Below are 25951 nucleotides of genomic sequence, written 5' to 3'. Positions count from 1 at the left end.
TCTCGTCGACAAACTATGAAAAAAGCCGACCTTACGGTGGAGCCTGTTTAGCAAAGAAAAAGCCGACCTTACGGTCGGCTTGGAGTAGGACGGGCCGAGGGGTTTGGGGGGACTTGGGGGGTTGGCCCGTCGCATCAATAATGTCTGAGTCCGGTGATGGTTCCGTGACTGTGTCACTTTTTTAAGAAATATTTGACGCCATGCGTTGGGAGCGGGCCGAGAGCCAGTCCCGGCCGGCATGGGCGAAGACCGCGCAGAGCACGATGGCGCCGCCAATCATGCTGGCTTCTGGCGCGATCTCACCAAGAAACAGGAAGGCAAACAGGATCGCGAACGGCACCTCGGCCGAGCCGAGCAGCCCGGATTCGGCCGCAGGGATAAGCCGCGCGCCCTCCGTCCAAAGGATCGACGACAGCGCGAAGGACGCACCGAAAGTGACGAGGAGCGCGACATCCCTGGATGAAACCGCCAGCGGGTCGGCGACAAACCAGCCGAGGACGAACAGCAGAAACGCCGACACAGCCCCAGCCCAGACCACCGGCGTATCGCGGAACGCACGCACCATGATCATGTAAAGACCGCTGCCTATGGTCATCAGCAGCGCCAGCCCATCGCCGAAGAGGTGGCCGGTGCCGAAGCCGGACCAAACCATGATGGCCACACCGCAAAGCGAGACGGCGGCGGCGACCATCGTCTGCATGCGGAAAGGTTCGCGCGTCAGAACCCAGGCCAGAACCGCGGTCACGAAAGGTGCGGTGGCATAGATGACAGCGACATTGGCGACGTATGTGAATTTGAACGCCGAAATGAAGGCAATGCTCGCCAGCGCCCCTTCAACCGCCAGCAGCCAGCCGCGCCAGCCAAGCCGCAGGCTCTCGCGCCCGCCGGATCGGCGTCGTCGCCACAACACATAGAGCGTGATCAGGATCGAGCCGACGAAACCGCGCCAGCAGATGATGGTCAGCGGGTCGGCATGGATCGATTTTGTCAACACGCCCGTCAGGGCAAAGACAGCCGCCGAACACGACACCAGGATAATACCCAATGTGCGCTCGGCGACAGTATCAGCAGTGGCTGTCTCGTCAGTCATGCCGATAGCCTACGCCGTCCGGTCCTGACATCGTACTGTCACCAATGATGAACATCACAGCCGCTTGCGGAAATGTTCGCCGCCGATGATCAGCAACCCGGCTGCGACGATCAGCGCCGCGCCGAGAAACACTTCTCGGCGCGGCACGTCGCCCCAGATCGCAAAGCCGAGCGCGAACGCCCACAGCAGCGAGCTGTATTCGAGAGGCGCGAGGATCGATGCCGGCGTGCGTTTCATGCCTTCGAAGAGGAGATATTGCGCCAGGCCGCCGAGCGCGCCGACACTGGCGAGAAGCAGCAACTCGTTCACATCAGGCGTATGCCACCACAACAGCGCCGGTACCGCCGAAAACACCAGGAAATAGAAATTGTTGAGGAGGAGCTGGATCATCGAGCGCTCGGCAAGCGCGGTCTTGCGCAGGAGCACGATGGCGATGGCCCACAAAAATGCGGCCGCCAGCACCAGCAGCACCGGCACCGACAGGCCGAGATGGGTGGGATCGCAAGCGACGAAGACACCGACAAAACCAATCAAGACCGCCAGCCAGCGCAGAACAGGCACTTTTTCGCCGAGCAGGAACACCGAAAGCACGGTGACGATGATCGGGGCCGCGTAATAGACGGTGGTCAGTTCGGCAAGCTGCAGGCTGCGGGCGGCGTTGTAGTAACAAAGCCAGGCGGCGAGCGTGAAGGCGCTGCGCACCAGCATTGGCCGCACGATCGGCGAGCGTAGCGTGTCGGCGAACAGCTGCCGCCCGCCGATCGCGGCGCAGGCGCTCAGAATGGTGATGCTGCGGAAGAACATGATCTGCCAGACCGTCATGCCGGTCACCAGCAGCTTGATCGAGGCGTCCTGCGTCGAAAACAAGAGATAGGCGGCACCGGTCAGCAGGATTCCGGCGAGAACCCTTTCACGTGTTTCAAGAATGGCGACATCGGCCATAGGCGCGGACCAAAGGTGCGGGAAGCGACAGGAATAGCTTGGGGACTCTGCGAAATCAGGCCTCGGCTCCCAGCTATAGGGGTGAAAGCCGACACAGCGCTACGCCAGCCCTAGGCTTGCGTTGGGGCAGGGGCCACTGCGACGTTCCTTATGAGTGCGAGCAGGCCTGACGCATCTGCCATGGTCTTGCAGCAGCGGTTGACAAGTCGCTTAGAACCTTGAGCTGACAATCTTGGGCGGTGCCTTGCGAACCCCACGGCCGTAGTCGAGAAGGGCGCGCTCCCAAAGCACGCTGCTCTCGTATTGATCATCGGCAAATTTCTCAAGACTGGCGTCAAAGATGATTCTGCCGTTGAAATTTGGGTTGCATTCAGCCGGATCTCGAATGACGCCTTGGGCATCGATCTGGCACCACATCCGGCGCACGTCGTCAGTGACCCAGGCAAGGCCGTTCGCGTAGCACCGTAGCGCTCGATACTTTGGCGCAACCAACACGGTCCCGTCGGCTGCGGCAAGTCCCCACAATGTTTCGCCGGCGGTGTCAGTGCTGAAGAGATGACCGCCATCCTCGCCGCAGGCGAGTACTGCTAATCGATCCCTCTTGCGACTCGGTTCAGGTACTTGCCGTCCCTGGGCATTGATCCATGACTTCTGACCATCGACGTTTGTTACGAAAACACCGTCATCATCGGGTCGGAGATTGTCAAACTGCGGAACTGCCGAATATCTGCCCTTGGCATCGATCACGCCCCACTTGCCACCTTCCTCGACAGCGGCATATCCGTCCTGAAAATTGTAGACGTTGTCAAAGCTTGGCTCCGACATCAGCAAATGGCCGCCTGTGTCGATAAATCCCCACTTGCCGTTGAGGGTGACCGGGGTTGGCCAGTCGCAGTCCAGCTTGAGAAAAGCCTGCTCAAACAGGTGGGGTTCGGTGGGTTTGCCATTCGCATCGACGACGCGAAACTTGCCTGACCGTTTTTCCACCTTGATGCCGGAGGGGCATTGGGAAAGGATTTCTCCGTCTTCCGGGTTCGCGACAATCTGGCCGCGCCGGTCGAGCCCAACCCATTCATCGTCGATGCGGACTATGCTGACGTCGCCTTTCTCGGCCAATCTGGCGTCGTCGAAATAACGGCCGCCAAGGAGTCGGCCACTTGTGTCGACGATTCCCTTTTTGTCACCATATTGAACCAGCTTGAGGCCATTTCGCCAATAGAAGGTGCCACCGAACTTGATCGGCACGACGAGATCGCCTTTGGAGTTCACCGCGCCGCATACCTTCCACTTCGACCGATCGGCCGGCGTCGGATTTAGATTGCACACGGTGGCGAACCCATCGATGAGCGGGGACACGTCGTCGTATCGGGGGGTGATTTGCCAGGTTCCATCCGATCGTAAGAGCCCGAACTTGCCCAGATTGCTGTCTTCGGTGCTGGCCCAAAGCAACAGGTGGTCCGGATCGTCGAAATATCGAAATCTGTAGATTTCCGAACTCCGGGATCGGGTCCGAACGTGCCACAGGCGATATTGCGGCGAAGGGTTTTTGACAAAGTCGAACTGCAAAGCCCGTTTGGCGTCCCCGAGGCTTTCACAGCCATTGAAACCTGTCGGCCGCCATGCACCTTCGCTGACGAGAATCGTGTCTTCTCCGAACGGCATCGCGCGCGCATAGTTGGGGTCGACGATGAAGTTGCCCGAGCGATCTATGACGCCTGCCTTGCCATCAAGCACAACCTCGGCACGGCCTTTTGTGAAGCCCGCAACCACGTCGAATTCAGCGGGAACCACGAGCTTGCCTGCACGATCGATGAAGCCAAACTTTCCGTTGATCCTGACGCCAGCGAGCCCGTCGAAAAAAGGCAGTGCGACTTCGAACTGCCGTGGGATGACCTGATTTTTTGACTGGTCAACGTAGCCGCACAGGTTGAAACTGCCACCACAGGCGATCGTCAAGCCATTTGGCTCTGTCGGCTTTCCCGCAAACTGGCCGGGTGAACAGGACATGAGGACGAATGAGGCGGCTTGGCCGGTCGGGGCAAAGACCGCCAAAGCGCCGAACCCCATCGCCAGTGTGTGCATCAGCCACTTTCCAACCAATGCCGAGCTCCCTCAAGCCGACTGAACGCGACAATCATAGCTTCGGGTTGTGGCGGAAATCCAATTCTGCAAATCTGCCGGAACTGTCTCGATCACGACGCGAGGCAAACAGACGAAAGAGGCAACGAATGGACGCCACCGAACTGAAGACCATGCAGGCGCCGCTGAAGCAGGCCTATCGCGAGGACGCCTCGCAGGCGCTGATCACGTTGAGAGCGAAGGGCTCGATCGACGATCAGTCGGTGGCCTGCAAGGTGGAGACGGGCAGGGCGGTCGCCATCGCCGGTCTGCATCCGGCAACCGGCGGCTCAGGGCTCGAGCTCTGTTCCGGTGACATGCTGCTTGAGGCCTTGGTGGCCTGTGCCGGCGTGACGCTGAAGGCGGTGGCGACAGCGCTCGAGTTCAAGCTCGGCGCCGCCACGGTGGAGGCCGAGGGCGATCTTGATTTTCGCGGCACGCTGGGTGTCGCCAAGGACGCGCCGGTCGGTTTTCATGCCATCCGGCTCAATTTCAGTCTCGACACGGATGAACCGCAGGAGCGGATAGACTCGCTCTTGAAGTTGACCGAACGCTATTGCGTGGTGTTCCAGACCATCAACCAGAAGCCGGAGCTGACGGTTTCAGCGCGGCGCTGAAATCACAAGCCCGTGGCAACGGCCGCGGGCCTTGTGATTTCTGATGTTTACTGCGCAGCCGGCTCTTCGGCATCACCCTCGTCGGTGAAGGGCGAGGCGCTCGGCACGCACTGCACGGACCAGCCGGTTGGTGTCGGCTGCTTCTGATACTCGGTGATGGCGGCGGTGCACTGTTCGCGCTTGTCGAAGGTGCTGGGCAGCACCACCATGCCGCCCTGCGGGCCGGCGATTACCAGATACCAGACCAACGCTGCGGTTGTAGCCATGGGGATTTCCTTGTTCTGCCCAGCGGGGCGCTTGTTGTGGGAGTCGTTCCGATCCTAACAACTCCTCGGAAATGACGAAAGCATGACCGCGGGGCAGCCTTTCCCCTTCAGGTCACAGCCGCGTGATCAATCGGCAGGCCGCCAAACCAGTTATGTTGCTGCGTGCAGCGCTCAGTCGGTCGCAAAACAATAAAACAGGCCGTCGCCGCCGGTGCCTTTCAACGCCTCCTGGCTGCAGCCGCCACGAGAGGCGTGCGAGGAATTCCACGACTTCGCCGCCGCCGAATCGTCGAGGCCGGTGCGGTCGTGATGACCCATCATCGCCGCCCCTTCGGCGCCGCCCATCGTCCAGTCGCCGCAGGTCTGGTCGGCGATCCTGGTGCCGTCGGGTTTCGATCCGGTCAGCATGTCATGCCTGTTCGGCGTGTCGCCGCGGCCATTGACCACTTCGCCCTTTTCGTTCAGCGCCGTCTGCTTGGTGATGCCGTTGGCGTCGCCATGCAGCGAGGCAACATCATCGGCGATCTTCTCGCCCTTGGCGTTGAACCAGGGCCCCTTGCCGATACGGTCGCGTGCATCCTCGGCGCTGGTCGACAGATAGGCATGCCAGGTCTTTCCGGTGATGCCGGCGGCTTCAGCCAGCGAAGCGCAATGCGCGTCGGCGCCCTTCAAGCCGCCAAGATCGGCACCCTTGCCCGAGCCGACACTGGTGACGAAGAAACTCATCTTGGCATCTTGGGAGACGGCCACGCCTGCTGTCGCGCCGAGAGCGGCCACAAAGGCGGTGGTGGCAATGAGAAGAAGTCTGCGCATATCGGTCCTCCGGTTTCGAATGTCCTACGTCAGGAGAACGTAGCCGGAGGCCCTTTTAATCCCTTTGGGATCCTTCAAACCGAAGGCGTGAGTTCATTCAGGCTGCCGGTAGGAGACGAACCGGTTGTGCTTGGCCTGGAAGATCAGCCCGGTCTCTTCCAGATCGGGGCTGGCCAGCGGCACGATGCGCTTGGCGATCTCCTGGGGATGCGGCAGCGTCTCCGGATCCTCGCCGGGCACGGCCTGGGCCCGCATGGCGGTACGGGTGGCGCCCGGGTCGGCGGCATTGACGCGCAACGGCAGGCTCTGCGTCTCGTGCGCCCAGGAGCGCATCATGGTCTCGACCGCCGCCTTCGATGCCGCGTAAGGCGCCCAGAAGGCACGCGCCGAATGCGCTGCGTTGGACGACAGGATGATGGCCCGGCCGGCATCGGAAAGCCGTAGCAGCGGGTCGACCGAGCGGATCAGCCGCCAAGTAGAGGTGACGTTGATGGTCATCACCTTCTCGAACGTCTTGGCCTCGACATGGCCGATCGGCGAGATGACGCCGAGCACGCCGGCATTGGCGACGAGAATGTCGAGTTTGCCCCAGCGCTCATGGATGGCGCCGCCCAACCGGTCGATGCCGGCCATGTCGGCGAGATCGAGAGGCACCAGCGTCGCCTGGCCACCGGCCGCCTTGATCTGGTCGTCGAGTTCCTCGAGACCACCGACGGTGCGCGCAACCGCGATCACATGCGCGCCGGCGGCGGCCAATTCCCTGGCGATGAAATAGCCGATGCCGCGCGAGGCGCCGGTGACGACCGCGACGCGGCCGGTAAGGTCGAGGGTCATGCGAGAATTTCCGTAAGGTCTGGCCTACGCCCCACTGTTCGCCAGCAGCGACAGTGTGCGCACATTGTCGTGGCCTTCGAAGTCGAGCAGGCGGGTCGGGTACTGGCCGGTGAAGCAGGCGTCGCAGAACTGCGGCTGGTCGTCATTACGGCTGGCTTCGCCGACGGCGCGGTAGAGGCCGTTTATCGAGAGGAAGCCGAGCGAATCGACGCGGATGAATTCGGCCATCTCTTCCACCGACATGCGCGACGCCAGAAGCTTCGACTTCTCCGGCGTGTCGACGCCATAGAAGCAGGAGGCGCTGGTCGGCGGCGATGCGATGCGCATATGCACCTCCCTGGCGCCGGCGTCGCGCACCATCTGCACGATCTTCTGGCTAGTAGTGCCGCGCACGATCGAATCGTCGACCAGAACCACGCGCTTGCCCTCGATCATGCGGCGGTTGGCATTGTGCTTCAGCTTGACGCCCATGTGGCGGATCGAATCGCCGGGCTGGATGAAGGTTCGGCCGACATAGTGGTTGCGGATGATGCCGAGCTCGAAGGGAATGCCTGCCGCCTGGCTGAAGCCGATCGCCGCAGGCGTGCCCGAATCCGGCACCGGCACGACGATGTCGGCCTCGACCGGGTTCTCCTGCGCCAGCTCGGCGCCGATGCGCTTGCGCACTTCGTAGACGTTGCGGCCCTCGACCGACGAATCCGGTCGGGCGAAGTAGACATATTCGAAGATGCAGAAGCGGGTCTTCTGCGGTTCGAACGGGAACAGGCTTTCAATGCCCTTGGAGGTGACGACGACCATCTCGCCAGGCTTCAGGTCGCGCACGAAGCGCGCGCCGATAATGTCGAGCGCGCAGGTTTCGGAAGCGAGGATCCAGGCGCCGTCGAGATCGCCCAGCACCAGCGGGCGGATACCGAGCGGATCACGGCAGCCGATCATCTTCTTGGCCGTCATCGCCACCAGCGAGAAGGCGCCTTCGACCTGACGAACGGCGTCGATGAAACGCGAGTTGAGGTCGCGCTCCTTGCTGGTCGCAACCAGGTGCAAAAGCGTCTCGGTGTCGGAGGTGGAGGAAAAGATCGCGCCCTGCTTCTGCAGCGCGCGCTGCACCGTCATGGCGTTGGTGAGATTGCCGTTATGGGCGACGGCAAAGCCGCCATCGGCGAGCTCGGCGAAGAAGGGCTGGATGTTGCGCATGCCGGCGCCGCCGGTCGTGGCGTAGCGCGTATGGCCGATGGCGCGGTTACCTTGCAGGCTGTCGATGACGCGCTGCTTGGTGAAAGTGTCGCCGATCAGGCCGACATGGCGTTCGACATGGAATTGGCTGCCATCATAGGAAACAATGCCGGCCGCTTCCTGGCCGCGATGCTGCAGCGCATGCAGTCCAAGCGTGACGATGGCCGCTGCGTCCTGTCGGCCGAAAATGCCGAACACACCGCATTCGTCGTGGAAATGGTCGTCGGCCTCGGCGGAAAGCACGTCGTCTGCGTCTGCCATCTTAAGCTCCGCTAAAATCGCCATATAGTGCGGGTTCGCGCCGAAAGCAACGCGCGCCGTGCAGTCGTTCACACCATCGTCAGTCCAGGCGCGTCAGTTTGCCGGGGCTGCCGGCGCTGCTGGCTTGGCCGTGTTGTCCGCCGGGCCGGCATCATTGTCGTCGGGAGCCGGTGCATTGGCGTCGTCGCCGCCGGCAGGAGCGTCCGCCGCCGGTGCGTCCGGAGCGGCCGGCGTCTCGGCAGCGGGCTGATTCGGATTGAGCTTCTTGAGGATGGCGTTTTCCGGATCCTCGGGCAGCAGGCTTTCAAGCTTGGCGCCGATCTGCTCCAGCAGCGGCCGCGACTTGGCCTCCGTCACCCAGGCCGGTGCCTTGGCGCCAGCCAGCCAGTTGAAGAACAGCAGCGCGACGGCGACGACCAGGATGCCGCGCGCGGCGCCGTAGAGGAAACCAAGCGTGCGGTCGAGCGCGCCGATCCGCGAATCGATGATCCAGTCGGCAAGCTTCATGGTGATGACCGAGACGACGATCAGCGCGATGATAAAGACGACGCCGGCGGAGGCCGCCATGGCGATCTTCTCATTGTCGATGTAGGGCTTAAGGTAGGGCAGGACCGGCTTGTAGAAGAAGAAAGCCGCCGCCGCCGCCGCCGCCCACGAGACGACCGACAGGACCTCGCGCGAGAAGCCGCGAACCATGGCGAGCATCGCCGAGACCAGGGTGAAGCCGACCAGGATTCCGTCAAGCAGCGTAATCGGCATGTCTTTCGCCCCACTCCGATCTCTTTTTCACGGCTCGACGAGCCGCGTTATTCTTCATCGTCGACGCGGCTGCGCCGTGAGCCGGCTATGCGCGCCACGAGGTCGGCAAGCTCAGTGGGCTGGAAAGCGCCGGCCCCGATCCCTCCAGCAAGTTCCTCGCTGCCCAAGGGCAGAACCGCGCTACCAAAACCCAGCTTTTCGGCTTCCTTGAGGCGCTGCTGCGCGTGCGCAACCGGCCTCACCGCGCCCGAAAGGCTGATTTCGCCGAAATAGACGCAATCGGCGGGAAGGGCAAGACCGGTGAGCGAGGAAACCAGCGCGGCGGCGACCGCGAGATCGGCCGCGGGCTCGCTGATGCGGTAGCCGCCGGCGACGTTGAGATAGACGTCGTGCTGGCCAAAGCGGACGCCGCAATGGGCTTCGAGAACCGCCAGGATCATTGACAGGCGAGCTCCGTCCCAACCGACGACGGCGCGCCGTGGCGTGCCGAGCGAGGATTGTGCGACCAGGGCCTGAATCTCGACCAGCACCGGCCTCGTGCCTTCCATGCCGGCGAAAACCGCGGCACCCGGCGATTTCGCATGCCGCTCGCCGAGAAACAGCTCGGATGGATTGGCGACCTCGCGCAAACCCTTGTCCGACATTTCGAAGACGCCGATCTCATCGGTCGGCCCAAAGCGGTTCTTCACCGTGCGCAGAATGCGATAGTGGTGACCGCCTTCGCCCTCGAAGTAGAGCACGGCATCAACCATGTGTTCGACCACGCGCGGTCCGGCGATCTGACCTTCCTTGGTGACATGGCCGACCAGCACGATCGCCGCGCCCGTGGATTTCGCATAGCGGATCATCGCCTGGGCGGCGGCGCGCACCTGGGTGACGGTGCCCGGCGCCGAATCGGCAAGGTCGGTCCACAGCGTCTGGATCGAATCGAGAATGACCAGATCCGGCCGCTTGCCGTCGGCGATGGTGGCAAGAATGTCCTCGACATTGGTCTCGGCTGCCAGTTCCACCGGTGTGTCGGCGACGCCGAGCCGCTGCGCCCTCAGCCTGATCTGCGCGACGGCTTCTTCGCCCGAGACATAGACGATGCGGTGGCCTCGCGACGCCAGCGCAGCGGCAGCCTGGGTGAGCAGCGTCGACTTGCCGATGCCGGGATCGCCGCCGACCAGAAGTGCGGAACCGCGTACAAAACCGCCGCCGGTGGCGCGGTCGAGTTCGCCGATGCCGGAAATGATGCGCGGCGCATCCTCGATATCGCCAGAGAGCGTGGTCAGCACCACCGCGCGGCCCTTGCGGGCATTGCGCGTGTTGGCCGGCCCCGAGCCGATGCCGCCGGACGTGCCTTCCTCGACCAGCGTGTTCCACTCGCCGCAGGCATCGCATTTGCCGGCCCAGCGCTGATGCACCGATCCGCAGTTCTGGCAGATGAAGTGGACACGCGATTTGGCCATCAGGCGAGGCCTGCGGCAAATGAAAGAACAGGTCGGTGAGACAGGGGGGCGCGCCGTGGAGCGCGGCCGGCCCGGATATTTGCTGCGATTTCGGCCAACTGCTTACTCGTCAAACCTCTCCGCGATATGGTGCTCTTCCGCCAGGTCGGAGAAGCGGGTGAACTCACCATGGAAGGCGAGCGTCACCGAGCCCGTCGGGCCGTGGCGCTGCTTGGCGACGATCACTTCGGCCTTGCCGCGCATCTCGTTCATCTCGTTTTCCCACTTGACGTATTCTTCCGTGCCGAGCTTCGGCTCACGGTTCTTGAGGTAATACTCCTCGCGGTAGACGAACATCACGACGTCGGCGTCCTGCTCGATCGAACCGGATTCACGCAAGTCGGAGAGTTGCGGGCGCTTGTCGTCGCGGCTTTCGACCTGACGCGACAGCTGCGACAGCGCGATGATCGGTACGGCCAGTTCCTTGGCCAGCGCCTTGAGGCCCGTGGTGATCTCGGTGATTTCCTGCACGCGGTTCTGCGAAGACTTGGCGGATGAACCCTGCATCAGCTGGATATAGTCGATGACGATCAGGTCGAGGCCGCGCTGGCGCTTCAGGCGCCGCGCGCGGGCGGATAGCTGCGCAATGGAGATACCGCCGGTCTGGTCGATGAAAAGCGGGATCTTCTGCATGGTCTGCGAACAGGCGACCAGCTTTTCGAAATCCATTTCGCTGATCTCGCCGCGGCGGATTTTTGAGGACGAGATTTCCGTCTGCTCGGAGATGATACGGGTAGCGAGCTGCTCGGACGACATTTCGAGCGAGAAGAAGCCGACCACGCCGCCATTGGCCGCCTTGAACGATCCGTCCGCCTGCTGCGCCGGCACATACATCTCGGCGATATTGAAAGCGATGTTGGTGGCAAGCGACGTCTTGCCCATGCCCGGGCGGCCGGCAAGCACGATAAGATCCGACGATTGCAGGCCGCCCATGCGGCGGTCGAGATCGCGCATGCCGGTGGCGAGGCCCGACAAATGGCCGTCGCGCATATAGGCCGCGTTGGCCATGTCCACGGCCGTCTTGACCGCGTCGGTGAAGCTCTCGAAGCCGCCATCATAGCGTCCGGTTTCGGCCAGTTCGAACAGGCGGCGCTCGGCATCCTCGATCTGCTCGGAAGGCGACATGTCGACCGGCGCGTCATAGGCGATGTTGACCATGTCTTCGCCGACGGTGATCAGCGCGCGGCGCGTTGCCAGGTCGTAGATGGCGCGGCCATAGTCGGTGGCGTTGACGACGGTGACGGCTTCGACCGCCAGCCGCACGATATATTGCGCCACCGTCATGTCGCCGACCTTTTCGTCGGCCGGCAGGAAGGTCTTGAGTGTGATTGGCGTCGCCACCTTGCCCATGCGGATGAGCTCGGCCGCGATCTCGAAGATTTTTCTGTGCAGGGGTTCGTAGAAATGGCCTGGCTTCAGGAAATCGGAGACACGATAGAAGGCATCATTGTTGACGAGGATAGCGCCGAGCAGCGCCTGCTCGGCCTCGATGTTGTTCGGCGCCTCGCGATAAAGCGGTTGCTGCTCCGCCACGCCGAATTTTCGTGCTGCCTCTGCCATGATATCCCCGATTTCGATCCCGGCTTCTCGATATCAGAACGACACGAAACCGTGCTGACCTTTCTGCATCACCGCACGACCAACCAACCTTGATGCCCGTTGTTCACAGGAACGGAAAACCGTCCACAGGACAGTGTTCCTGTGTCCCGATTCCGATTGACTCGGCAAGCAGTGATTCTTACGCGCGCTATTGGAACGAAGCAAGAACAATCGGCCGTTCAGGTACCGCGTGGTTCCAGCCTGTCACCCCAGTCCAGCCGCCGGGCCAGCTTGAAGTCCGCGCCGTCACGCTTGGTGAAGAGTTGCTCCACGGCTGTGCCGTCTTCCCGGCAAAGCTTGAGCAGAACCTTGCCCGAGCCGGATTTCGGCGGTGCGAGGACCCGCGCGGCGTGAGAGGCGGCCGGCTGGCGCGACGCGGCGACAAAAATGAATTTCTCGTCTTCCCACGGCACATCGGCGTCCTTGGCCAGCCGGTGCAGGCGCGAGCGGGCGACGCGGCGGGCAAAATGGCACCAGTCGGGCGGGTTGAGCGGGCAGGGCGCCTCGTGCGGACAAGGCGCCAGCACATGCGCACCGGCGGCGATCAGTTGCGCGCGCACCGCCAGAATGCGCTGCCAGCCCGCCGGCGTGCCCGGCTCGATGATCAGCAGCGTGTCTGTCGTCAGCTGCCATAGACGGTCGACCATCTTGGGCAGCGATGCCGGCACGATCTCGTCCAGCACATAGGCGCAGGTGACGAGGTCCGCCGGCCGAAGGTCGCCCAGGTCTGTTGTGACGTCGCCGGCCTGCCAGACGGCTCGGGCCGCGATGGCACCGGCGGCGAGCGTCTCGCCGACCTTGCGCACCGCCGCGCTCGCTTCCAGCAAAACGGCCTGTTCGAGATCGGGCCAGAGATCGTTGGTGGCCCAAAGCACCGTACCAGGACCGGCGCCGACGTCGAGCAGGGTTTTCGGCGCGAAATTTGGCTGGGCCGCGTTCAGCGTGTCGAGGCTGGCACGGACCGCGGCATAGGTCGCCGGCAGCCGCGTCGCCAGATAGGCCTTGACCGCCATGTCCTGCGCCATGTGCAGGCGGCCGTCGCGCAGTTCGGCGCGGTAGCGGTCGGAGAGTGTTTTCGCTGCCTGCTTCAGTTCCGGCAGCGGGACTTTCTCCAGGATGCGGTCGACGGCGTGTCGAAGAAGGGCCGGCAGTTCCACGCTAGGCTCCTCGCGGTGCGAGCAGGATGACCGAAGCGCCGGCGATGCAGAGCGCGGCACCACCAAGATCCCAGCGGTCGGGCCGCACGCCTTCCACCAGCCACAGCCAGCCAAGCGAGGCGACGATGTAGATGCCGCCATAAGCGGCATAGGCGCGGCCTGCGGCATTGGTGTCGACCAGCGCCAGAAGCCAGGCGAACAGCAGCAGCGAGACGAAGCCCGGCGCCAGCCACAGCGGCGATTTTTCGAGCCGCCACCAGGCCCAGACCGAAAAACAGCCGGCGATCTCGGCCAGCGCCGCGGCGGCATAGAGGAGATAGGTCATGAAAAAGGCCCCGTGACGATCACGAGGCCTTTTTCATGGCAGGGGCCGGGAATGGCAAGCGGCAATGGCGAAAGCGCACCAACGTTGCGTTCCTACTCCGCCACCTTGCGGCGCCGGGCGGGCTTGGCGGCCTTCTCTACGGGAGCCGCTTCGCGGCGGCCCAGGTCGCGCATTTCCAGTGCCTTTTCGCATTTTGCCATGTAGTCGCGGGTTACCGGCAGTGTGTCGTTCTTCTTGGCGATCTGGAACTGGAAGATGACCAGGTCCTGCCAGCGGAAGGCGGCTTCGGAAGCGGCCAGATAGAACTCCCACATGCGGCAGAAGCGTTCGTCGTAGATGGCCTTGGCCTTGTCGCGATTGGCGGCGAAGCGCTGGCTCCAGTGCTTCAGCGTGTCGGCATAATGGAGCCGCAGGATCTCGACATCGGTGACCACCAGGCCGGACTTCTCGATCGCCGGCAGCACCTCCGACATTGCCGGTATGTAGCCGCCCGGGAAAATATACTTGCGGATGAAGGCGCTGGTCGCCCACGGCACGCCGGAGCGGCCGATCGTATGCAGGAGCATGACGCCATCGGGCTTCAGCAACGTTGCCGCCTTGTCGAAGAAGGTGCGGAAGTGGTTCACGCCGACATGTTCGAACATGCCGACTGAAACGATGCGGTCGAAGCGTTCGTTGAGTTCGCGATAATCCTTCAGCTCGAAATGGACGTGGTTTTCCAGGCCTTGCGCATGCGCCCTGTCGGTGGCCACGCCATGCTGTTCGGTCGACAGCGTCACGCCCTGCACATCGACGTCGAAGGCCTTGGCGAGATAGAGGCCGAGCCCGCCCCAGCCGGAGCCGATATCGAGCACGGTCTGGCCGGCTTTCAGTCTGAGCTTGGCGGCGATATGGCGCTTCTTGGCGGCCTGCGCCTCGTCCAGCGTCATGTCCGGCTGCTCGAAATAGGCGCAGGAATACTGCATGTCCTCGTCGAGGAAGAGCCGATACAGGTCGCCCGACAGATCGTAATGACGCTGCACGTTGCGGCGCGAGCGCGAGGCGGTGTTGATCTGCTGCAGGCGGCGGAAGGCGTGGCGCAGGCCCTCGATCGCTTTTGACCATGTCGCGTCGATGCCGCCGCTGCCCATGTTCTGGAAGGCAATGCGCATCAGGCCGAGCACGCCGCCTTCGAGGATGTCGAGTTCGCCGTCCATGTAGGCTTCAGGCACCGCCAGCATCGGATCGAATGTGATGGCCCGTTCGGCGTGCCGGGTCTTGATGTGCATGTGCACTGGCTCGCCGCTGCCGTCGCCGAAGATGACTGTCAAGCCCTTGGGCCCGGTTACCTTGAGATTGCCCGTGCGAACCAGGCGATCGAGAACGCGCTTCAGCAGAATATTCATAACCAAATGTCCCCTCACGGTCAGACCGGCTGCCTTAATTCTGCAACAATATATAGGGGTTCGAAAAGTTCCATTTGGTATAAAAATGCCCGGGCGAGAGGCCCGGGCATTGGTCCAGAATGGCTGGATTACGACAAAGTGATCGGAGCTCGGCTCCTTCGCTTGTCGTGGGCGATCAGGCGTTGTCTTCGCCGCCTTCGAACTCGGCGTTCGGATCGAAGAAGTTTTCCGGCCGGGCATTGTCGTTGATGTCGTCGCCATAAATGGCTTCGGCGGTGGTCAGCGTCTCGCCCTTGGCCTGGCGTTCGGCCTCATCGGCCGTACGGGCGATGTTGAGCGTGATGGTGACTTCGACTTCCGGATGCAGCGCGATCGCCACATTGGTGAGACCGATGGTCTTGATCGGCTGGTTGAGCTGGATCTGGTTGCGGTTGACCGTGAAGCCTTCCGCCGTCAGCAGATCTGCGATGTCGCGCGTCGACACCGAACCGTAGAGCTGACCGGTCTCGCCGGCCGAGCGAACGGCGATGAAGCTCTTGCCGTCGAGCTTTTCGGCAACCTGGCCGGCTTCCGACTTGCGCTCGAGATTGCGGGCTTCGAGCTGGGCGCGCTGGCCTTCGAACTTCTTCTTGTTGGCTTCGTTGGCGCGCAGCGCCTTGCCCTGCGGCAACAGGAAATTACGGGCAAAGCCGTCCTTGACCTTGACGGTATCGCCCATCTGGCCGAGGCGGGAAACGCGTTCGAGAAGAATGACTTCCATGGTTTTGTTCCTTTTGGTTGGGCGTCCGTCCACAAGGCAGGCGCCGAATTCTCTGGAACAGGTCAGGAAGCAAAAGGGGCGTTGCCGCCGGTGTCGCTGTCCTGCCTGTCGCGGCAGTTAGAGGCCTTGACCTCAACTCGGGATTTGATGCCTGAACCGGTCATGCCCGTCATGGCCGGCGAAAGGAACGGGCGGCGAGCCGCCCGTCCGAGAGATTTAGCGGACCACGTAGGGCAGCAGGCCGAGGAAACGAGCGCGCTTGATCGCCTTGGCGAGTTCACGCTGCTTCTTCTGGCTGACGGCGGTGATGCGCGACGGCACGATCTTGCCGCGCTCGGAGATGTAGCGCTGCAGGAGACGCACGTCCTTGTAGTCGATCTTGGGCGCGTTGGCGCCGGAGAACGGGCAGGTCTTGCGGCGACGGTGGAACGGGCGCCGGGTCGGGATCTGGTTGATGTCGACCATTATTCTGCACCCCCTTCAAAGCCTTCGCGCGGACGGCGCGGACCACGATCACCACCGGCGTCGCCGAACGAACGCGGCGGACGATCGCCACGGTCGCCGCGATCACGGTCGCCGAACGAACGCGGGCCGCGATCACGGTCACCGAAGCTGCCGCGCTCGGAGCGCTCTTCGCGCTTCTGCATCATGGCCGAGGGACCTTCCTCATGCGCCTCGACCTTGATGGTCAGGAAACGCAGGACGTCCTCGGACAGACCCATCTGGCGCTCCATCTCGTTCAGCGCTGCCGGCGGGCAGTCGAGGTCCATGAGCGTGTAGTATGCCTTCCGGTTCTTGTTGACCCGGTAGGTGAGGGACTTCAGTCCCCAGTTCTCGACCCGGCCGACGGACCCGCCATTCGCGGAGATGACGCCCTTGTACTGTTCGACAAGCGCATCAACCTGCTGCTGCGAGAGGTCCTGCCGGGCAAGAAACACATGTTCGTAAAGAGCCATTATGGTTCAGTGCCTTTCTTCGTTTCTCTCCCGGTTCCCGGCGGCAAAAGCCTCTGCAACTTCTCTGACCCGAGCCCAGGAAGGCACGGAGAAGAAAGGAGCATGACGAGACGGTCGAGAGCGGAGACACGGGAGGCGGAAGCACTTCTGGCTTCACACGAAGGCTTTTGATAAAACCTCCGGCCCTCCGTTCAGCCCCCAGCTGGGACCGGCAGATTGGCGGCGTCTATACAGCAATCCACCGAGAAGGCAAGGGCAAGCGGCGTTCCCGATGTCGCAGGGCGCTGGAAAGGTAGCGGCCGCGTCGGTACCGCCTGGCGGTTTTCTCGCAACCAGCCTTTAACCACAATGTCAGGTTGCACAGGGTTGAGCCCCGCCGTCAACGGTCGATTCATCATGGAAGGCGCAAAAGCCCGGGCAATCCGCGCAGACCAAGCGGTGGGCATTTCCGGGGGTAAGGATGCTTCTCAACAGATTCTGGCGCTCGAAGAGCGGCAATTTCGCGCTTCTGATGGGGCTCGGTCTGCCGGCCATCCTGTCGGCCGTCGCCTTCGCGGTTGATGTGTCGACCATCATGCGGGCCAAGAGCAACCTGCAGAATGCGCTCGACGCCGCAAATCTCGCCTCCTCTCATCTCGGCGATCTCGATATTACCCGCACGGACGCCTTCGATCGCTATTTTCAGGCCAACATCGTCGGACATGGCGAACTCGCCAACGCGCAGGCGACGCTGACCGTCGACAGGGGCGTCAACTTCATCAAGACAAAGGCGGTTGCCTCGGCGGACGTCAATTTGAACTTCGCCTTCCTGTTCGGCCAGAACAAGCACATCGTCGTCGATGCCTCGGCTGTCGAATCGAACAACCAGCTCGAAGTCGTGCTGGTGCTGGACAATACGGGCTCGATGGCGGGTGCCCGCATGACGGCATTGAGGACGGCAACGAAGTCCCTGCTGGACACGCTTGAGGCGACAAAATCGCCGACGCGCCAGGTGCGTGCCTCGCTGGTTCCCTTTGTCACGGCGGTCAACGTCAATGGCGATGGGTTCGATCCGTCCTGGATCGACATGGACGGGAAGTCCTCGACCAACGGCATCAATTTCCCCGCCATCGACGGCAAGCGGCCGACCCACATGGCGCTGTTCAAGCAACTGGGGCTGAAGGGCGGATGGAAAGACACCGGGTGGAAAGGCTGCGTCGAGGCTCGCCCCGGCACCTACAACATTTCCGATACGCCACCGGATCCGAACAAGCCCGACACGCTGTTCGTGCCCTATTTCGCTCCCGACGATCCATCATCTGCCACCAAGCCGTCCGGCTCCTACGGCAACTCGGCGACCGGCTACAACAATTCGTACCTCGACGACACCATAGACAAGAACAAACTCAAGCAGTCCGGCATCAATGTGCTGGGTATCGACCTCAGCGGCCTGCTCGGAGGTGTGATCGACGCGTTGTTGGGCGCTGATCTGGAAAAGATCGCCAAATATGTCGCCTCGACGAACAAGCTCGTCACCGAGACCGGCACCGCCATCACCGTTGGGCCGAATCGCTCCTGCCCGACCCCTGTCGTTCCCCTGACCGACGACTTCGACAAATTGCGCAAGGCCGCGAGCCAGATGACGGAGTGGAACGGTTCCGGCACCAATGTCTCGGAGGGCCTGTCGTGGGGCATGCGGGTGCTTTCCCCAGGCGCGCCCTATACCGATGGGGTGCCATTCAAGACGCCGGGCGTCAGCAAGATCGTCATGCTGCTTACCGACGGCGAGAACGTCGTCTATGGCGCCAGCAATCAGCCGACCAAGTCCGACTACACGTCCTATGGCTACCTGGCGGGTGGCCGCTTCGGGTCGGACAATCAGACGACGGCGGCCCGCAACGTCGACGGCTGGACCAAAAGCGTGTGCACGCAATTGAAGAACGAGGGCGTGCAAATCTACACGATGGTGCTGCAGTCCGACACCGCCGCCAACCGCACGCTCTACAGCGCCTGTGCTTCCAACCCGAGCGACTATTATGCCGTCAACGACCCGGCCAAACTGCCGAACGTCTTTCAGCAAATCGCCAACAAGTTCTCGAAGCTGCAACTCACGAACTGAGTGCTCGATATCGAGAGGGCTGCCGCATCTGAAGGATCGGAACCTTCAACTCGTATGGGCGACGACCTTGTCGACCGTCTCGGGGAAGAAGTCGGGTGCGGCATGGCGCTTGCCGAACATCATGTCGTACTGGATGAGCCGGAAATCGCGGATTGCCGGGTCGATCTCCTTTTGACGTGACCAATCGGGCGTGGCCTCGCCGGCCGGGGTCAGCAGCAGGTTGCGGTCGACGACGCGGTAGCGCTCCCGCATCCCGCCCAGGAAGCCCGTGTAGTAAGGATGGCTGATGCCGGCCGCAGTGAGGATATGATAGGGCAGGAATGCCGGGCTGACCGTGCCGAGATCCGCGACCGGACCGGAGCGGTTCGACCAGATGATCAGCGGTGTCTCGTGATGCTCAAGGGCGGCTTGCGGTGTCGGCTCCTTGCGTGGCGCGACGTTGTCCTTCAGGAAGCCGGTCTCGACATAGACCGGCCCCAGCGGCGGCAGATGGTCGCCGAAGAAGGCGACAATCGTCGGCCGATCGCGCTTCTTGGCCCATTCGATCAGCCGTTCAAGGCCGTGGTCCGCGTCGGCTGAACCCTCCGCGTAGCTCAGCAGCGAATCGCGCGCCCACTGGCTGATCGGCGCCTGCACGGCGTGGGTCGGGTTGTAGTAGCGGTTCGGTTCATACGGGCCATGGTTCTGCAGGCTGACCGCGAAGAAGAACACCGGATCGTCACTGGCGTCGGCTTCCCGGATGATCTCATCCGTCATCGCCGCGTCCGATGCCAGCGGTCCGCGCTTTTCCATGGGCGGCAGCGTCTCTTCCGACTTGAAATCGTTGAAACCGAAATCGGCGTACACCGCGCCTCGGTTCCAGAACCAGTTGGTGCCCGGATGGATGGCGCGCGCCCGGTAGCCCTCGCTCTTCAGGAAGGTCGCCATCGATGGTGTCGGCGTGCGCACATATTGCTGGTAGGGGATGCTGCCGGCCGGCAGGAAAGCGTTGGAAAAGCCGGTCAGCGCCTCGAATTCGATGTTTGCGGTCATGCCGCCGAATTCAGGCGAGAACATCGAACCGGAACGCAATGCCCGCACGGTGGGAATGGGATCCGGTGTGATGGTGACGCCGGGCAGCTTGGTCGGATCCCAGAAGGATTCGCTCATGACGATAATGATGTCTGGCTTTTCATCGGGCACCGAGGCCGTTATCTGCGGCCGGTCGATCGCCGCGATCGCCTTTTCCGTATAGCCCGGGGGTGCCGAGACATGGGCCATCGGCACGTTGAGCGCGAAGGCCAGCGCAAAGCCGTTGGAGGCGTAGTTTTCCTTCTGGTCCCACATGATCGGGATGATCTGCAGCCGATCCCTGGTCCATGAGAAAGTGGCGTAGTCCATGATCGAGACGAAGAAGGCGAGCAGCGGCACCGCCAGCGTCAGCCGGGCAAGGCGACCCTTGTGGCTGAGCGCGGGAACCTTGCGGCGCCACAGCCGCCAGCCATAGACGAGCAGCGACAGGCCGGCGACGATGCCGACGACCATGGCGAGCGCGGTCATCGGCCGTTCACGCACCAGGAGCGGCAACAGGGCGAAGATCTGGCGGGCGTAGAGGAAATCCGTCGGGTAGAGCGGATCGCCGAGATAGTGCGATTTCTGGTGGCCGACAAAGGCCAGCGAGAGCGTCAATGGCGCGACGATCATCAGGCTCTGGTGGCTGCGGCCGAACACAGCGTCGAGGCCGATCAGGATCAGCGCGAACACGACGATGGTCGTCCATCCCGGCTTGAGCGGCTGCAGGAAGAAGGAGACGGTCCCGGCAAAGTCACCGCGCACGATCAATTCGATGGCGAACACCAGGATGGTTGAGATCGCCAGGCTGATCAATCCGTAACGGACGACCGGCCATGTCCGGCCCGGCAGATAGCCGGTGGACGGATCGTCTTCCAGGAACTGAGGCGCGGCTTTACCGGCGCGTTTCGAACTCTTTGCCACTTTAACTTCCCACCCAGCGACAACCCAAGTCACGCGATTGTCATATAATTGTCACGCAAAGCTAGCGCCTGTGGCGGAAATAAGAAGAGCCAGCAAACGATTCGTGAGCGGTTTTCATCAGGTGTGATCGCCAAAAAGCCCTTTCGGAACAGGCACTCGGCGCATGGTTCGGATTTGGACACGGGTCCAGCCGGGCTTGACTTGGCGGGCTGCCTTGCGCCACAGGCAGGAAAAATTCGTATTATCAGGCAAGCACAACCAGTCTTCGGGAGCCCTAGCATGGCCGTCGCATTCACCTTTCCGGGACAAGGCAGCCAGGCTGTCGGAATGGGCAAGGATCTTGCCGATGCCTTTCCGGAGGCGCGCAGGATATTCCAGGAAGTCGACGACGCGCTTGGCGAAAACCTGTCGAAGCTGATCTGGGAAGGTCCGGAAGAGACGTTGACGCTGACCGCCAATGCACAGCCGGCACTGATGGCGGTTTCGCTGGCTGCCGTGAGGGCGCTGGAAGCGCGCGGTTTCTCGCTGAAGGACAAGGTCGCCTATGTCGCCGGCCATTCGCTGGGCGAATATTCGGCCCTTGCCGCCGCCGGCTTTGTTTCCGTCGCCGATGCCGCCCGCCTGCTGCGCATTCGCGGCAACGCCATGCAGGCGGCGGTGCCGGCCGGCGAGGGCGCCATGGCGGCGATCATCGGACTGGAGCAGGCGGATGTCGAAGCCGCTTGCGCCGAGGCCGTGCAAGGGTCCGGCAAGGTCTGTCAGATCGCCAACGACAATGGCGGCGGCCAGCTGGTCATCTCCGGCGCCAAGGCCGCGGTCGAGCTGGCGGCGAAACTGTGCACCGAAAAGGGCGCCAAGCGGGCGCTGATGCTGCAGGTCTCGGCGCCCTTTCATTCCGCGTTGATGGCGCCGGCGGCGAACGTCATGCGCGACGCGCTCGCCGGGGTGGCGAAGAACGCGCCGGCGGTCCCCGTGGTGTCCAACGTCACCGTGACCCCGACCGGCGATCCAGATGAGATCGCCCGGCGCCTGGTCGAGCAGATAACCGGTCGCGTGCGCTGGCGCGAAACGGTGGAATGGTTCGGCGCCAACGGCGTTGCGACGCTTTACGAGATCGGCGCCGGCAAGGTGCTGTCGGGCCTGGCACGGCGCATCAACCGCGATATCGCTACATCGGCTGTCGGCACGTCGGCCGATGTTGAGGCGGCACTGGCCGCACTTGCATAATACACTGGCGATTTGACCCCTTCCGTGTGAAGGGTGTTTTCTCAGATCAGGAGACAAAAATGTTCGAACTGACCGGCCGCAAGGCGCTCGTCACCGGCGCATCGGGAGGCATCGGCGAGGCGATCGCCCGCGTGCTGCATGCGCAAGGCGCCATTGTCGGCCTGCATGGCACCCGCATCGAGAAACTCGAGACACTGGCCGCCGAACTCGGCGACCGGGTAAAGCTGTTTCCGGCCAATCTGGCGAATCGCGACGAGGTCAAGGCGCTTGGCCAGAAGGCGGAGGCCGATCTCGAAGGCGTCGACATCCTGGTCAACAATGCCGGCATTACCAAGGACGGGCTGTTCGTGCGCATGTCGGACGCCGATTGGGATAGCGTGATCGAAGTCAATCTGACCGCCGTTTTCCGGCTGACGCGCGAACTCACCCATCCGATGATGCGCCGCCGCCATGGCCGCATCATCAACATCACCTCGGTGGTTGGTGTCACGGGCAATCCCGGCCAAACCAACTACTGCGCCTCCAAGGCCGGCATGATCGGCTTCTCCAAGTCGCTGGCGCAGGAGATCGCCACCCGCAACATCACCGTCAACTGCGTTGCCCCGGGCTTCATCGAATCGGCGATGACCGACAAGCTCAACGACAAGCAGAAAGAGGCGATCATGGCGGCGATCCCGACGCGCCGCATGGGATCGAGTGTTGAAGTGGCGTCCGCCGTCGCCTACCTCGCCTCCAACGAAGCCGCCTACGTCACCGGGCAGACCATCCATGTCAACGGTGGCATGGCCATGATTTGACCAGACATGGCGGGGTTGTGAAAAGAGACCATTTCACCTTGGACCTCGGCCATTTTTCGTGTAATGCGGCCCGCAACCCGGCGGTTCGGGCAAAAACCGGTCCGTGGCCGTTGCGTTTCCGGCAGGACCATCTTTCAGCTTGATTAGCGGCATTCTGCCCGCTAACGAAGACAGACAAACAAAAGACGAGGATGCCCAAATGAGTGACACCGCAGAGCGCGTCAAGAAGATCGTCATCGAGCACCTTGGCGTCGATGCCGACAAAGTGACGGAGCAGGCGAGCTTCATCGATGATCTGGGCGCTGACAGCCTCGATACGGTCGAACTCGTCATGGCGTTCGAAGAAGAGTTTGGCGTCGAGATTCCCGACGACGCGGCCGAGACCATCCTGACCGTCGGCGATGCCGTGAAGTACATCGACAAGGCTTCGGCCTGACGCTTTCCGCAGTCATCACCGGGGAGGACCTGCGATGAGGCGTGTCGTCGTCACGGGCCTTGGGTTGTTGTCGCCGTTCGGCATGGGCTTTGAGCACAGCTGGAAGGAACTTCTGACCGGCCGCAGCGCCGCCAAGCGCATCACCGAGTTCGAGGTGGAGGATCTTGCCTGCAAGGTCGCCCACGTCATTCCGCGTGGTGACGGCAGCAATGCTACCTTCAATCCCGAGGCCGTGCTCGAGCCTAAGGAATTGCGCAAGATCGGCGACTTCATCCTGTACGGGATTGCCGCCGCCGACGAGGCGCTGAAGGATTCCGGCTGGGAGCCCAAGACGCATGAGGAGCAGTGCGCCACCGGCGTGCTCATCGGGTCCGGCATTGGCGGCATCGAGGGCATCGCCGAGAATGCGATAATCCTCAAGGAGCGCGGTCCGCGCCGCATCAGCCCCTTCTTCATCCCTGGCCAGATCATCAATCTTGTCTCTGGCCAGGTTTCGATCCGGCACGGGCTGAAAGGCCCGAACCATGCCGTCGTCACGGCCTGTTCGACCGGCGCGCACGCCATTGGCGATGCTGCCCGGCTGATCATGTGGGGTGATGCCGACGTGATGGTCGCCGGTGGCGCCGAAGCGCCGGTGACGCGGCTGTCGATCGCGGGCTTCGCCGCCTGTCGGGCACTGTCGACCGAGCGCAATGACACGCCGCAGACGGCCTCGCGTCCCTATGACCGTGACCGAGACGGCTTCGTCATGGGCGAGGGCGCCGGTGTCGTGGTGCTCGAAGAACTCGAACATGCCAAGGCGCGCGGGGCGAAAATCTACGCTGAGGTGACCGGCTACGGTCTCACGGGCGACGCCTATCATATCACCGCACCGGCTGAAGACGGCGACGGCGCTTTCCGTTGCATGACGGCGGCGTTGAACCGGGCCAAGCTTACGCCTTCCGACGTCGACTACATCAACGCGCATGGCACCTCGACCATGGCCGACACGATTGAGCTCGGCGCCGTCGAGCGGCTTGTCGGCAATGCCGCGTCGAAGATTTCGATGTCGTCAACCAAGTCGTCGATCGGCCATCTGCTGGGCGCGGCGGGTGCCGCCGAGGCGATCTTTTCGATCCTCGCAATCCGGGACAATATTGCTCCGGCGACCATCAACCTCGACAATCCGGAGCGTGAAACCGCGATCGACCTGGTGCCGAACAAGCCTCGCTCCCGCCAGATCGACGTGGCGCTATCCAATTCCTTCGGCTTCGGCGGCACAAACGCTTCGCTTGTGTTCCAGCGCTACAATGGCTGATCGTCCGGCCGCCGGACGATGCTTCGGCGTGCCGTCAATTTTGCCATATTCGCCCCTACTCTGCCGCAGGGGATTCGTTGGGCGATCAAACGGTAGGGCAAAATGAACACAAATCCGGTGGGCAACGGAGAATTCGGGCAACGGCCGGCGAACACCGGGCCGATCGTGCCGAAGACAGCCAGCGAGGCCTTGCGGCCGGAAGCCGGAACCCCGCCGCCGAAACGCTCGCGCGCTTCGCGCAGCCAGGTCGTGGTGTTCATGAACTTCGTCATCTCCTCGGTGATGCTGTTGGTTCTGGCGGCTGGCGTGGCGGTCTATTTCGGCAAGCAGGAATTCACCGAACCCGGCCCTTCGGCCAATGGCGACACCTTCCTGGTCAAGGCGAACACTGGCGTCCAGGATATCGCCGACCAGCTTGAGCGTCGCGGACTGATCAGCGACGCCCGCGTCTTCCGCCTTGGCGTGCGTGCCTTCGGCAATGATTCCGCGCTCAAGGCCGGCGAATACGAGATCAAGCCCAGGGCATCCATGCGCGACATCATGGAGCTCCTGAAAAGCGGCAAGTCGGTGATGTACTCGCTGACCATTCCGGAAGGGCTGACGGTTGAGCAGGCCCTGCAGCGTATCGCCGACGAACCCGCCCTGAGTGGCGACATGCCTTCGACAACGCCTGCCGAAGGCAGCCTTGCCACCGACACGCTGCGCTTCACGCGTGGAGCGACGCGCCAGCAGATGATCGACAAGCTGCTGGCCGACCAGAAGAAGCTGGTCGACGAGGTATGGCAGCGGCGCGCGCCGGATCTGCCGCTCGCCAATGTCGAGGACTTTGTCACCCTGGCGTCGATCGTCGAGAAGGAAACCGGCAGGGGTGACGAGCGTTCGCGCGTCGCCGCCGTCTTCCTGAACCGGTTGGCCAAGGGCATGCGCCTGCAATCCGACCCGACCATCATCTATGGTCTGTTCGGTGGCAAGGGAAAGCCTGCCGACCGCCCGATCTACCAGTCGGACATCCAAAAGCAGACGCCTTACAACACCTATGTGATCAACGGCCTGCCGCCGACGCCGATCGCCAATCCGGGTCGTGCGGCGCTTGAGGCCGTGGCCAATCCATCGAAGACCGACGATCTCTATTTCGTTGCCGACGGCACGGGCGGTCATGTCTTTGCCGCGACGCTGGACGAGCACAATGAGAACGTCGCCCGTTATCGTGCGCTGCAGAAGAAGCAGGCCGATGACGCGGCCAAGGCCGCTGCCGCTGGTGCCAACGGCAATGCGGACAAGCCTGCTGCCGACAAGCCTGCCGATGGCGCCGACAGCACCGGTGGCGACAATGGCGATGCCGGCGGCGATGCGGGTGATGCCCAGTAAGACGAAGAAAGGCGTTGCCCGGAAGGCGACAGCCTGACATTTGAAAGAACGCCGCGCGTCCGATTTCGACGCGCCCGCGGCGTGGTTGTTTTCAAGCAGCACTTGCCCTGTCCGGAAAACTGGTTTCGGGGTGATGCGCCAGGGATGTG

The 25951-nt window shown here is 62.7% G+C and carries 25 protein-coding genes; 7 read left to right on the top strand and 18 right to left on the bottom strand.

The features are described 5' to 3' along the window. Positions 1 to 181: 181 nt before the first annotated feature. The 3 genes from AC07UC_RS25925 to AC07UC_RS25915 all read right to left on the bottom strand — a co-directional run bounded on the left by AC07UC_RS25925 (position 182) and on the right by AC07UC_RS25915 (position 4114). Positions 182 to 1090, bottom strand: a complete 909-nt coding sequence (locus AC07UC_RS25925; RefSeq protein WP_494907842.1) for a DMT family transporter — start codon at positions 1088 to 1090, stop codon at positions 182 to 184. Between the two features lie 54 nt (positions 1091 to 1144). Next, positions 1145 to 2032: a DMT family transporter gene (locus tag AC07UC_RS25920; protein ID WP_494907841.1), complete on the bottom strand. Its 888-nt coding sequence runs from the start codon at positions 2030 to 2032 to the stop codon at positions 1145 to 1147. Positions 2033 to 2242: 210 nt separating this feature from the next. Further along, positions 2243 to 4114 (bottom strand): WG repeat-containing protein, encoded by a 1872-nt coding sequence (locus tag AC07UC_RS25915; RefSeq protein WP_494907840.1) that lies wholly within the window; start codon positions 4112 to 4114, stop codon positions 2243 to 2245. A gap of 146 nt (positions 4115 to 4260) precedes the next feature. On the opposite strand from AC07UC_RS25915, the gene AC07UC_RS25910 reads away from it, so the two are divergent. Next, positions 4261 to 4767, top strand: a complete 507-nt coding sequence (locus AC07UC_RS25910; protein ID WP_494907839.1) for an OsmC family protein — start codon at positions 4261 to 4263, stop codon at positions 4765 to 4767. A gap of 47 nt (positions 4768 to 4814) precedes the next feature. Here AC07UC_RS25910 and AC07UC_RS25905 read toward each other — a convergent pair whose 3' ends face one another. From AC07UC_RS25905 to rpsF, 13 genes are all read right to left on the bottom strand, one after another. Then, the gene (locus tag AC07UC_RS25905) at positions 4815 to 5033 is read right to left on the bottom strand and encodes a hypothetical protein (RefSeq protein WP_027045347.1); all 219 of its coding nucleotides are present in this window, start codon (positions 5031 to 5033) and stop codon (positions 4815 to 4817) included. Between the two features lie 171 nt (positions 5034 to 5204). Beyond that, positions 5205 to 5846 carry a hypothetical protein gene (locus AC07UC_RS25900; RefSeq protein WP_494907838.1) on the bottom strand — a complete coding sequence of 214 codons (642 nt, stop codon included), beginning with the start codon at positions 5844 to 5846 and terminating at the stop codon, positions 5205 to 5207. Positions 5847 to 5939: 93 nt separating this feature from the next. Next, positions 5940 to 6680, bottom strand: a complete 741-nt coding sequence (locus AC07UC_RS25895) for an SDR family NAD(P)-dependent oxidoreductase (RefSeq protein ID WP_202323162.1) — start codon at positions 6678 to 6680, stop codon at positions 5940 to 5942. Positions 6681 to 6704: 24 nt separating this feature from the next. Beyond that, positions 6705 to 8174, bottom strand: coding sequence for an amidophosphoribosyltransferase (gene purF, locus AC07UC_RS25890; RefSeq protein ID WP_494907837.1), 1470 nt, complete (start codon positions 8172 to 8174; stop codon positions 6705 to 6707). 93 nt (positions 8175 to 8267) lie between these two features. Next, entirely contained in the window at positions 8268 to 8933 is a 666-nt protein-coding gene (locus AC07UC_RS25885) for a CvpA family protein (protein WP_140768434.1), read from the bottom strand. Positions 8934 to 8980: 47 nt separating this feature from the next. After that, entirely contained in the window at positions 8981 to 10384 is a 1404-nt protein-coding gene (gene radA / locus AC07UC_RS25880) for a DNA repair protein RadA (protein WP_494907836.1), read from the bottom strand. 102 nt (positions 10385 to 10486) lie between these two features. Next, positions 10487 to 11983 (bottom strand): replicative DNA helicase, encoded by a 1497-nt coding sequence (locus AC07UC_RS25875; protein ID WP_140768432.1) that lies wholly within the window; start codon positions 11981 to 11983, stop codon positions 10487 to 10489. Between the two features lie 218 nt (positions 11984 to 12201). After that, complete coding sequence (locus AC07UC_RS25870; RefSeq protein ID WP_494907835.1) at positions 12202 to 13179, bottom strand: small ribosomal subunit Rsm22 family protein; 978 nt, start codon at positions 13177 to 13179, stop codon at positions 12202 to 12204. A 1-nt stretch (position 13180) separates the two neighbouring features. Continuing rightward, positions 13181 to 13504 (bottom strand): YnfA family protein, encoded by a 324-nt coding sequence (locus tag AC07UC_RS25865; protein WP_140768428.1) that lies wholly within the window; start codon positions 13502 to 13504, stop codon positions 13181 to 13183. A gap of 92 nt (positions 13505 to 13596) precedes the next feature. Next, positions 13597 to 14889, bottom strand: a complete 1293-nt coding sequence (locus tag AC07UC_RS25860) for a cyclopropane fatty acid synthase (protein WP_140768426.1) — start codon at positions 14887 to 14889, stop codon at positions 13597 to 13599. 175 nt (positions 14890 to 15064) lie between these two features. Then, positions 15065 to 15649 (bottom strand): 50S ribosomal protein L9, encoded by a 585-nt coding sequence (gene rplI, locus AC07UC_RS25855; RefSeq protein WP_140768424.1) that lies wholly within the window; start codon positions 15647 to 15649, stop codon positions 15065 to 15067. Positions 15650 to 15865: 216 nt separating this feature from the next. After that, on the bottom strand, positions 15866 to 16114 hold the full coding sequence (gene rpsR / locus AC07UC_RS25850) for a 30S ribosomal protein S18 (protein ID WP_006203718.1): 249 nt from the start codon (positions 16112 to 16114) through the stop codon (positions 15866 to 15868). Then, positions 16114 to 16605 carry a 30S ribosomal protein S6 gene (gene rpsF, locus AC07UC_RS25845; protein WP_140768422.1) on the bottom strand — a complete coding sequence of 164 codons (492 nt, stop codon included), beginning with the start codon at positions 16603 to 16605 and terminating at the stop codon, positions 16114 to 16116. The genes rpsR and rpsF overlap by 1 nt, the downstream gene beginning before the upstream one ends. A 460-nt stretch (positions 16606 to 17065) precedes the next feature. Between rpsF and AC07UC_RS25840 the strand changes: the two genes are divergently transcribed. After that, on the top strand, positions 17066 to 18703 hold the full coding sequence (locus AC07UC_RS25840) for a pilus assembly protein (protein WP_202323157.1): 1638 nt from the start codon (positions 17066 to 17068) through the stop codon (positions 18701 to 18703). 45 nt (positions 18704 to 18748) lie between these two features. Here the strand turns inward: AC07UC_RS25840 and AC07UC_RS25835 are convergent, their stop codons facing one another. Beyond that, positions 18749 to 20677 (bottom strand): LTA synthase family protein, encoded by a 1929-nt coding sequence (locus AC07UC_RS25835; protein WP_446720262.1) that lies wholly within the window; start codon positions 20675 to 20677, stop codon positions 18749 to 18751. A 279-nt stretch (positions 20678 to 20956) separates the two neighbouring features. Between AC07UC_RS25835 and fabD the strand changes: the two genes are divergently transcribed. The 4 genes from fabD to fabF all read left to right on the top strand — a co-directional run bounded on the left by fabD (position 20957) and on the right by fabF (position 24434). Continuing rightward, a complete protein-coding gene (fabD, locus tag AC07UC_RS25830; protein WP_494907834.1) occupies positions 20957 to 21904 on the top strand; it encodes an ACP S-malonyltransferase in 948 nt (315 codons plus the stop codon). Between the two features lie 59 nt (positions 21905 to 21963). Then, entirely contained in the window at positions 21964 to 22701 is a 738-nt protein-coding gene (fabG, locus tag AC07UC_RS25825; RefSeq protein WP_140768414.1) for a 3-oxoacyl-[acyl-carrier-protein] reductase, read from the top strand. Between the two features lie 199 nt (positions 22702 to 22900). Next, positions 22901 to 23137, top strand: coding sequence for an acyl carrier protein (locus AC07UC_RS25820; RefSeq protein WP_006203723.1), 237 nt, complete (start codon positions 22901 to 22903; stop codon positions 23135 to 23137). 34 nt (positions 23138 to 23171) lie between these two features. Further along, complete coding sequence (fabF, locus tag AC07UC_RS25815; RefSeq protein WP_140768412.1) at positions 23172 to 24434, top strand: beta-ketoacyl-ACP synthase II; 1263 nt, start codon at positions 23172 to 23174, stop codon at positions 24432 to 24434. Here fabF and AC07UC_RS25810 read toward each other — a convergent pair. After that, positions 24422 to 24694 (bottom strand): hypothetical protein, encoded by a 273-nt coding sequence (locus AC07UC_RS25810; RefSeq protein WP_483124240.1) that lies wholly within the window; start codon positions 24692 to 24694, stop codon positions 24422 to 24424. The genes fabF and AC07UC_RS25810 overlap by 13 nt on opposite strands. Here AC07UC_RS25810 and mltG point away from each other — a divergent pair. Then, positions 24693 to 25802, top strand: coding sequence for an endolytic transglycosylase MltG (gene mltG, locus AC07UC_RS25805; protein ID WP_494907833.1), 1110 nt, complete (start codon positions 24693 to 24695; stop codon positions 25800 to 25802). The two genes, AC07UC_RS25810 and mltG, sit on opposite strands and share 2 nt — an antisense overlap. Positions 25803 to 25951: the final 149 nt, after the last annotated feature.

The organism is Mesorhizobium sp. GW821-FHT04C10 (assembly GCF_059420305.1).
The sequence above is the reverse complement of the archived record's forward strand: the minus strand, read 5'-3'. Positions and strand labels throughout refer to the sequence as shown.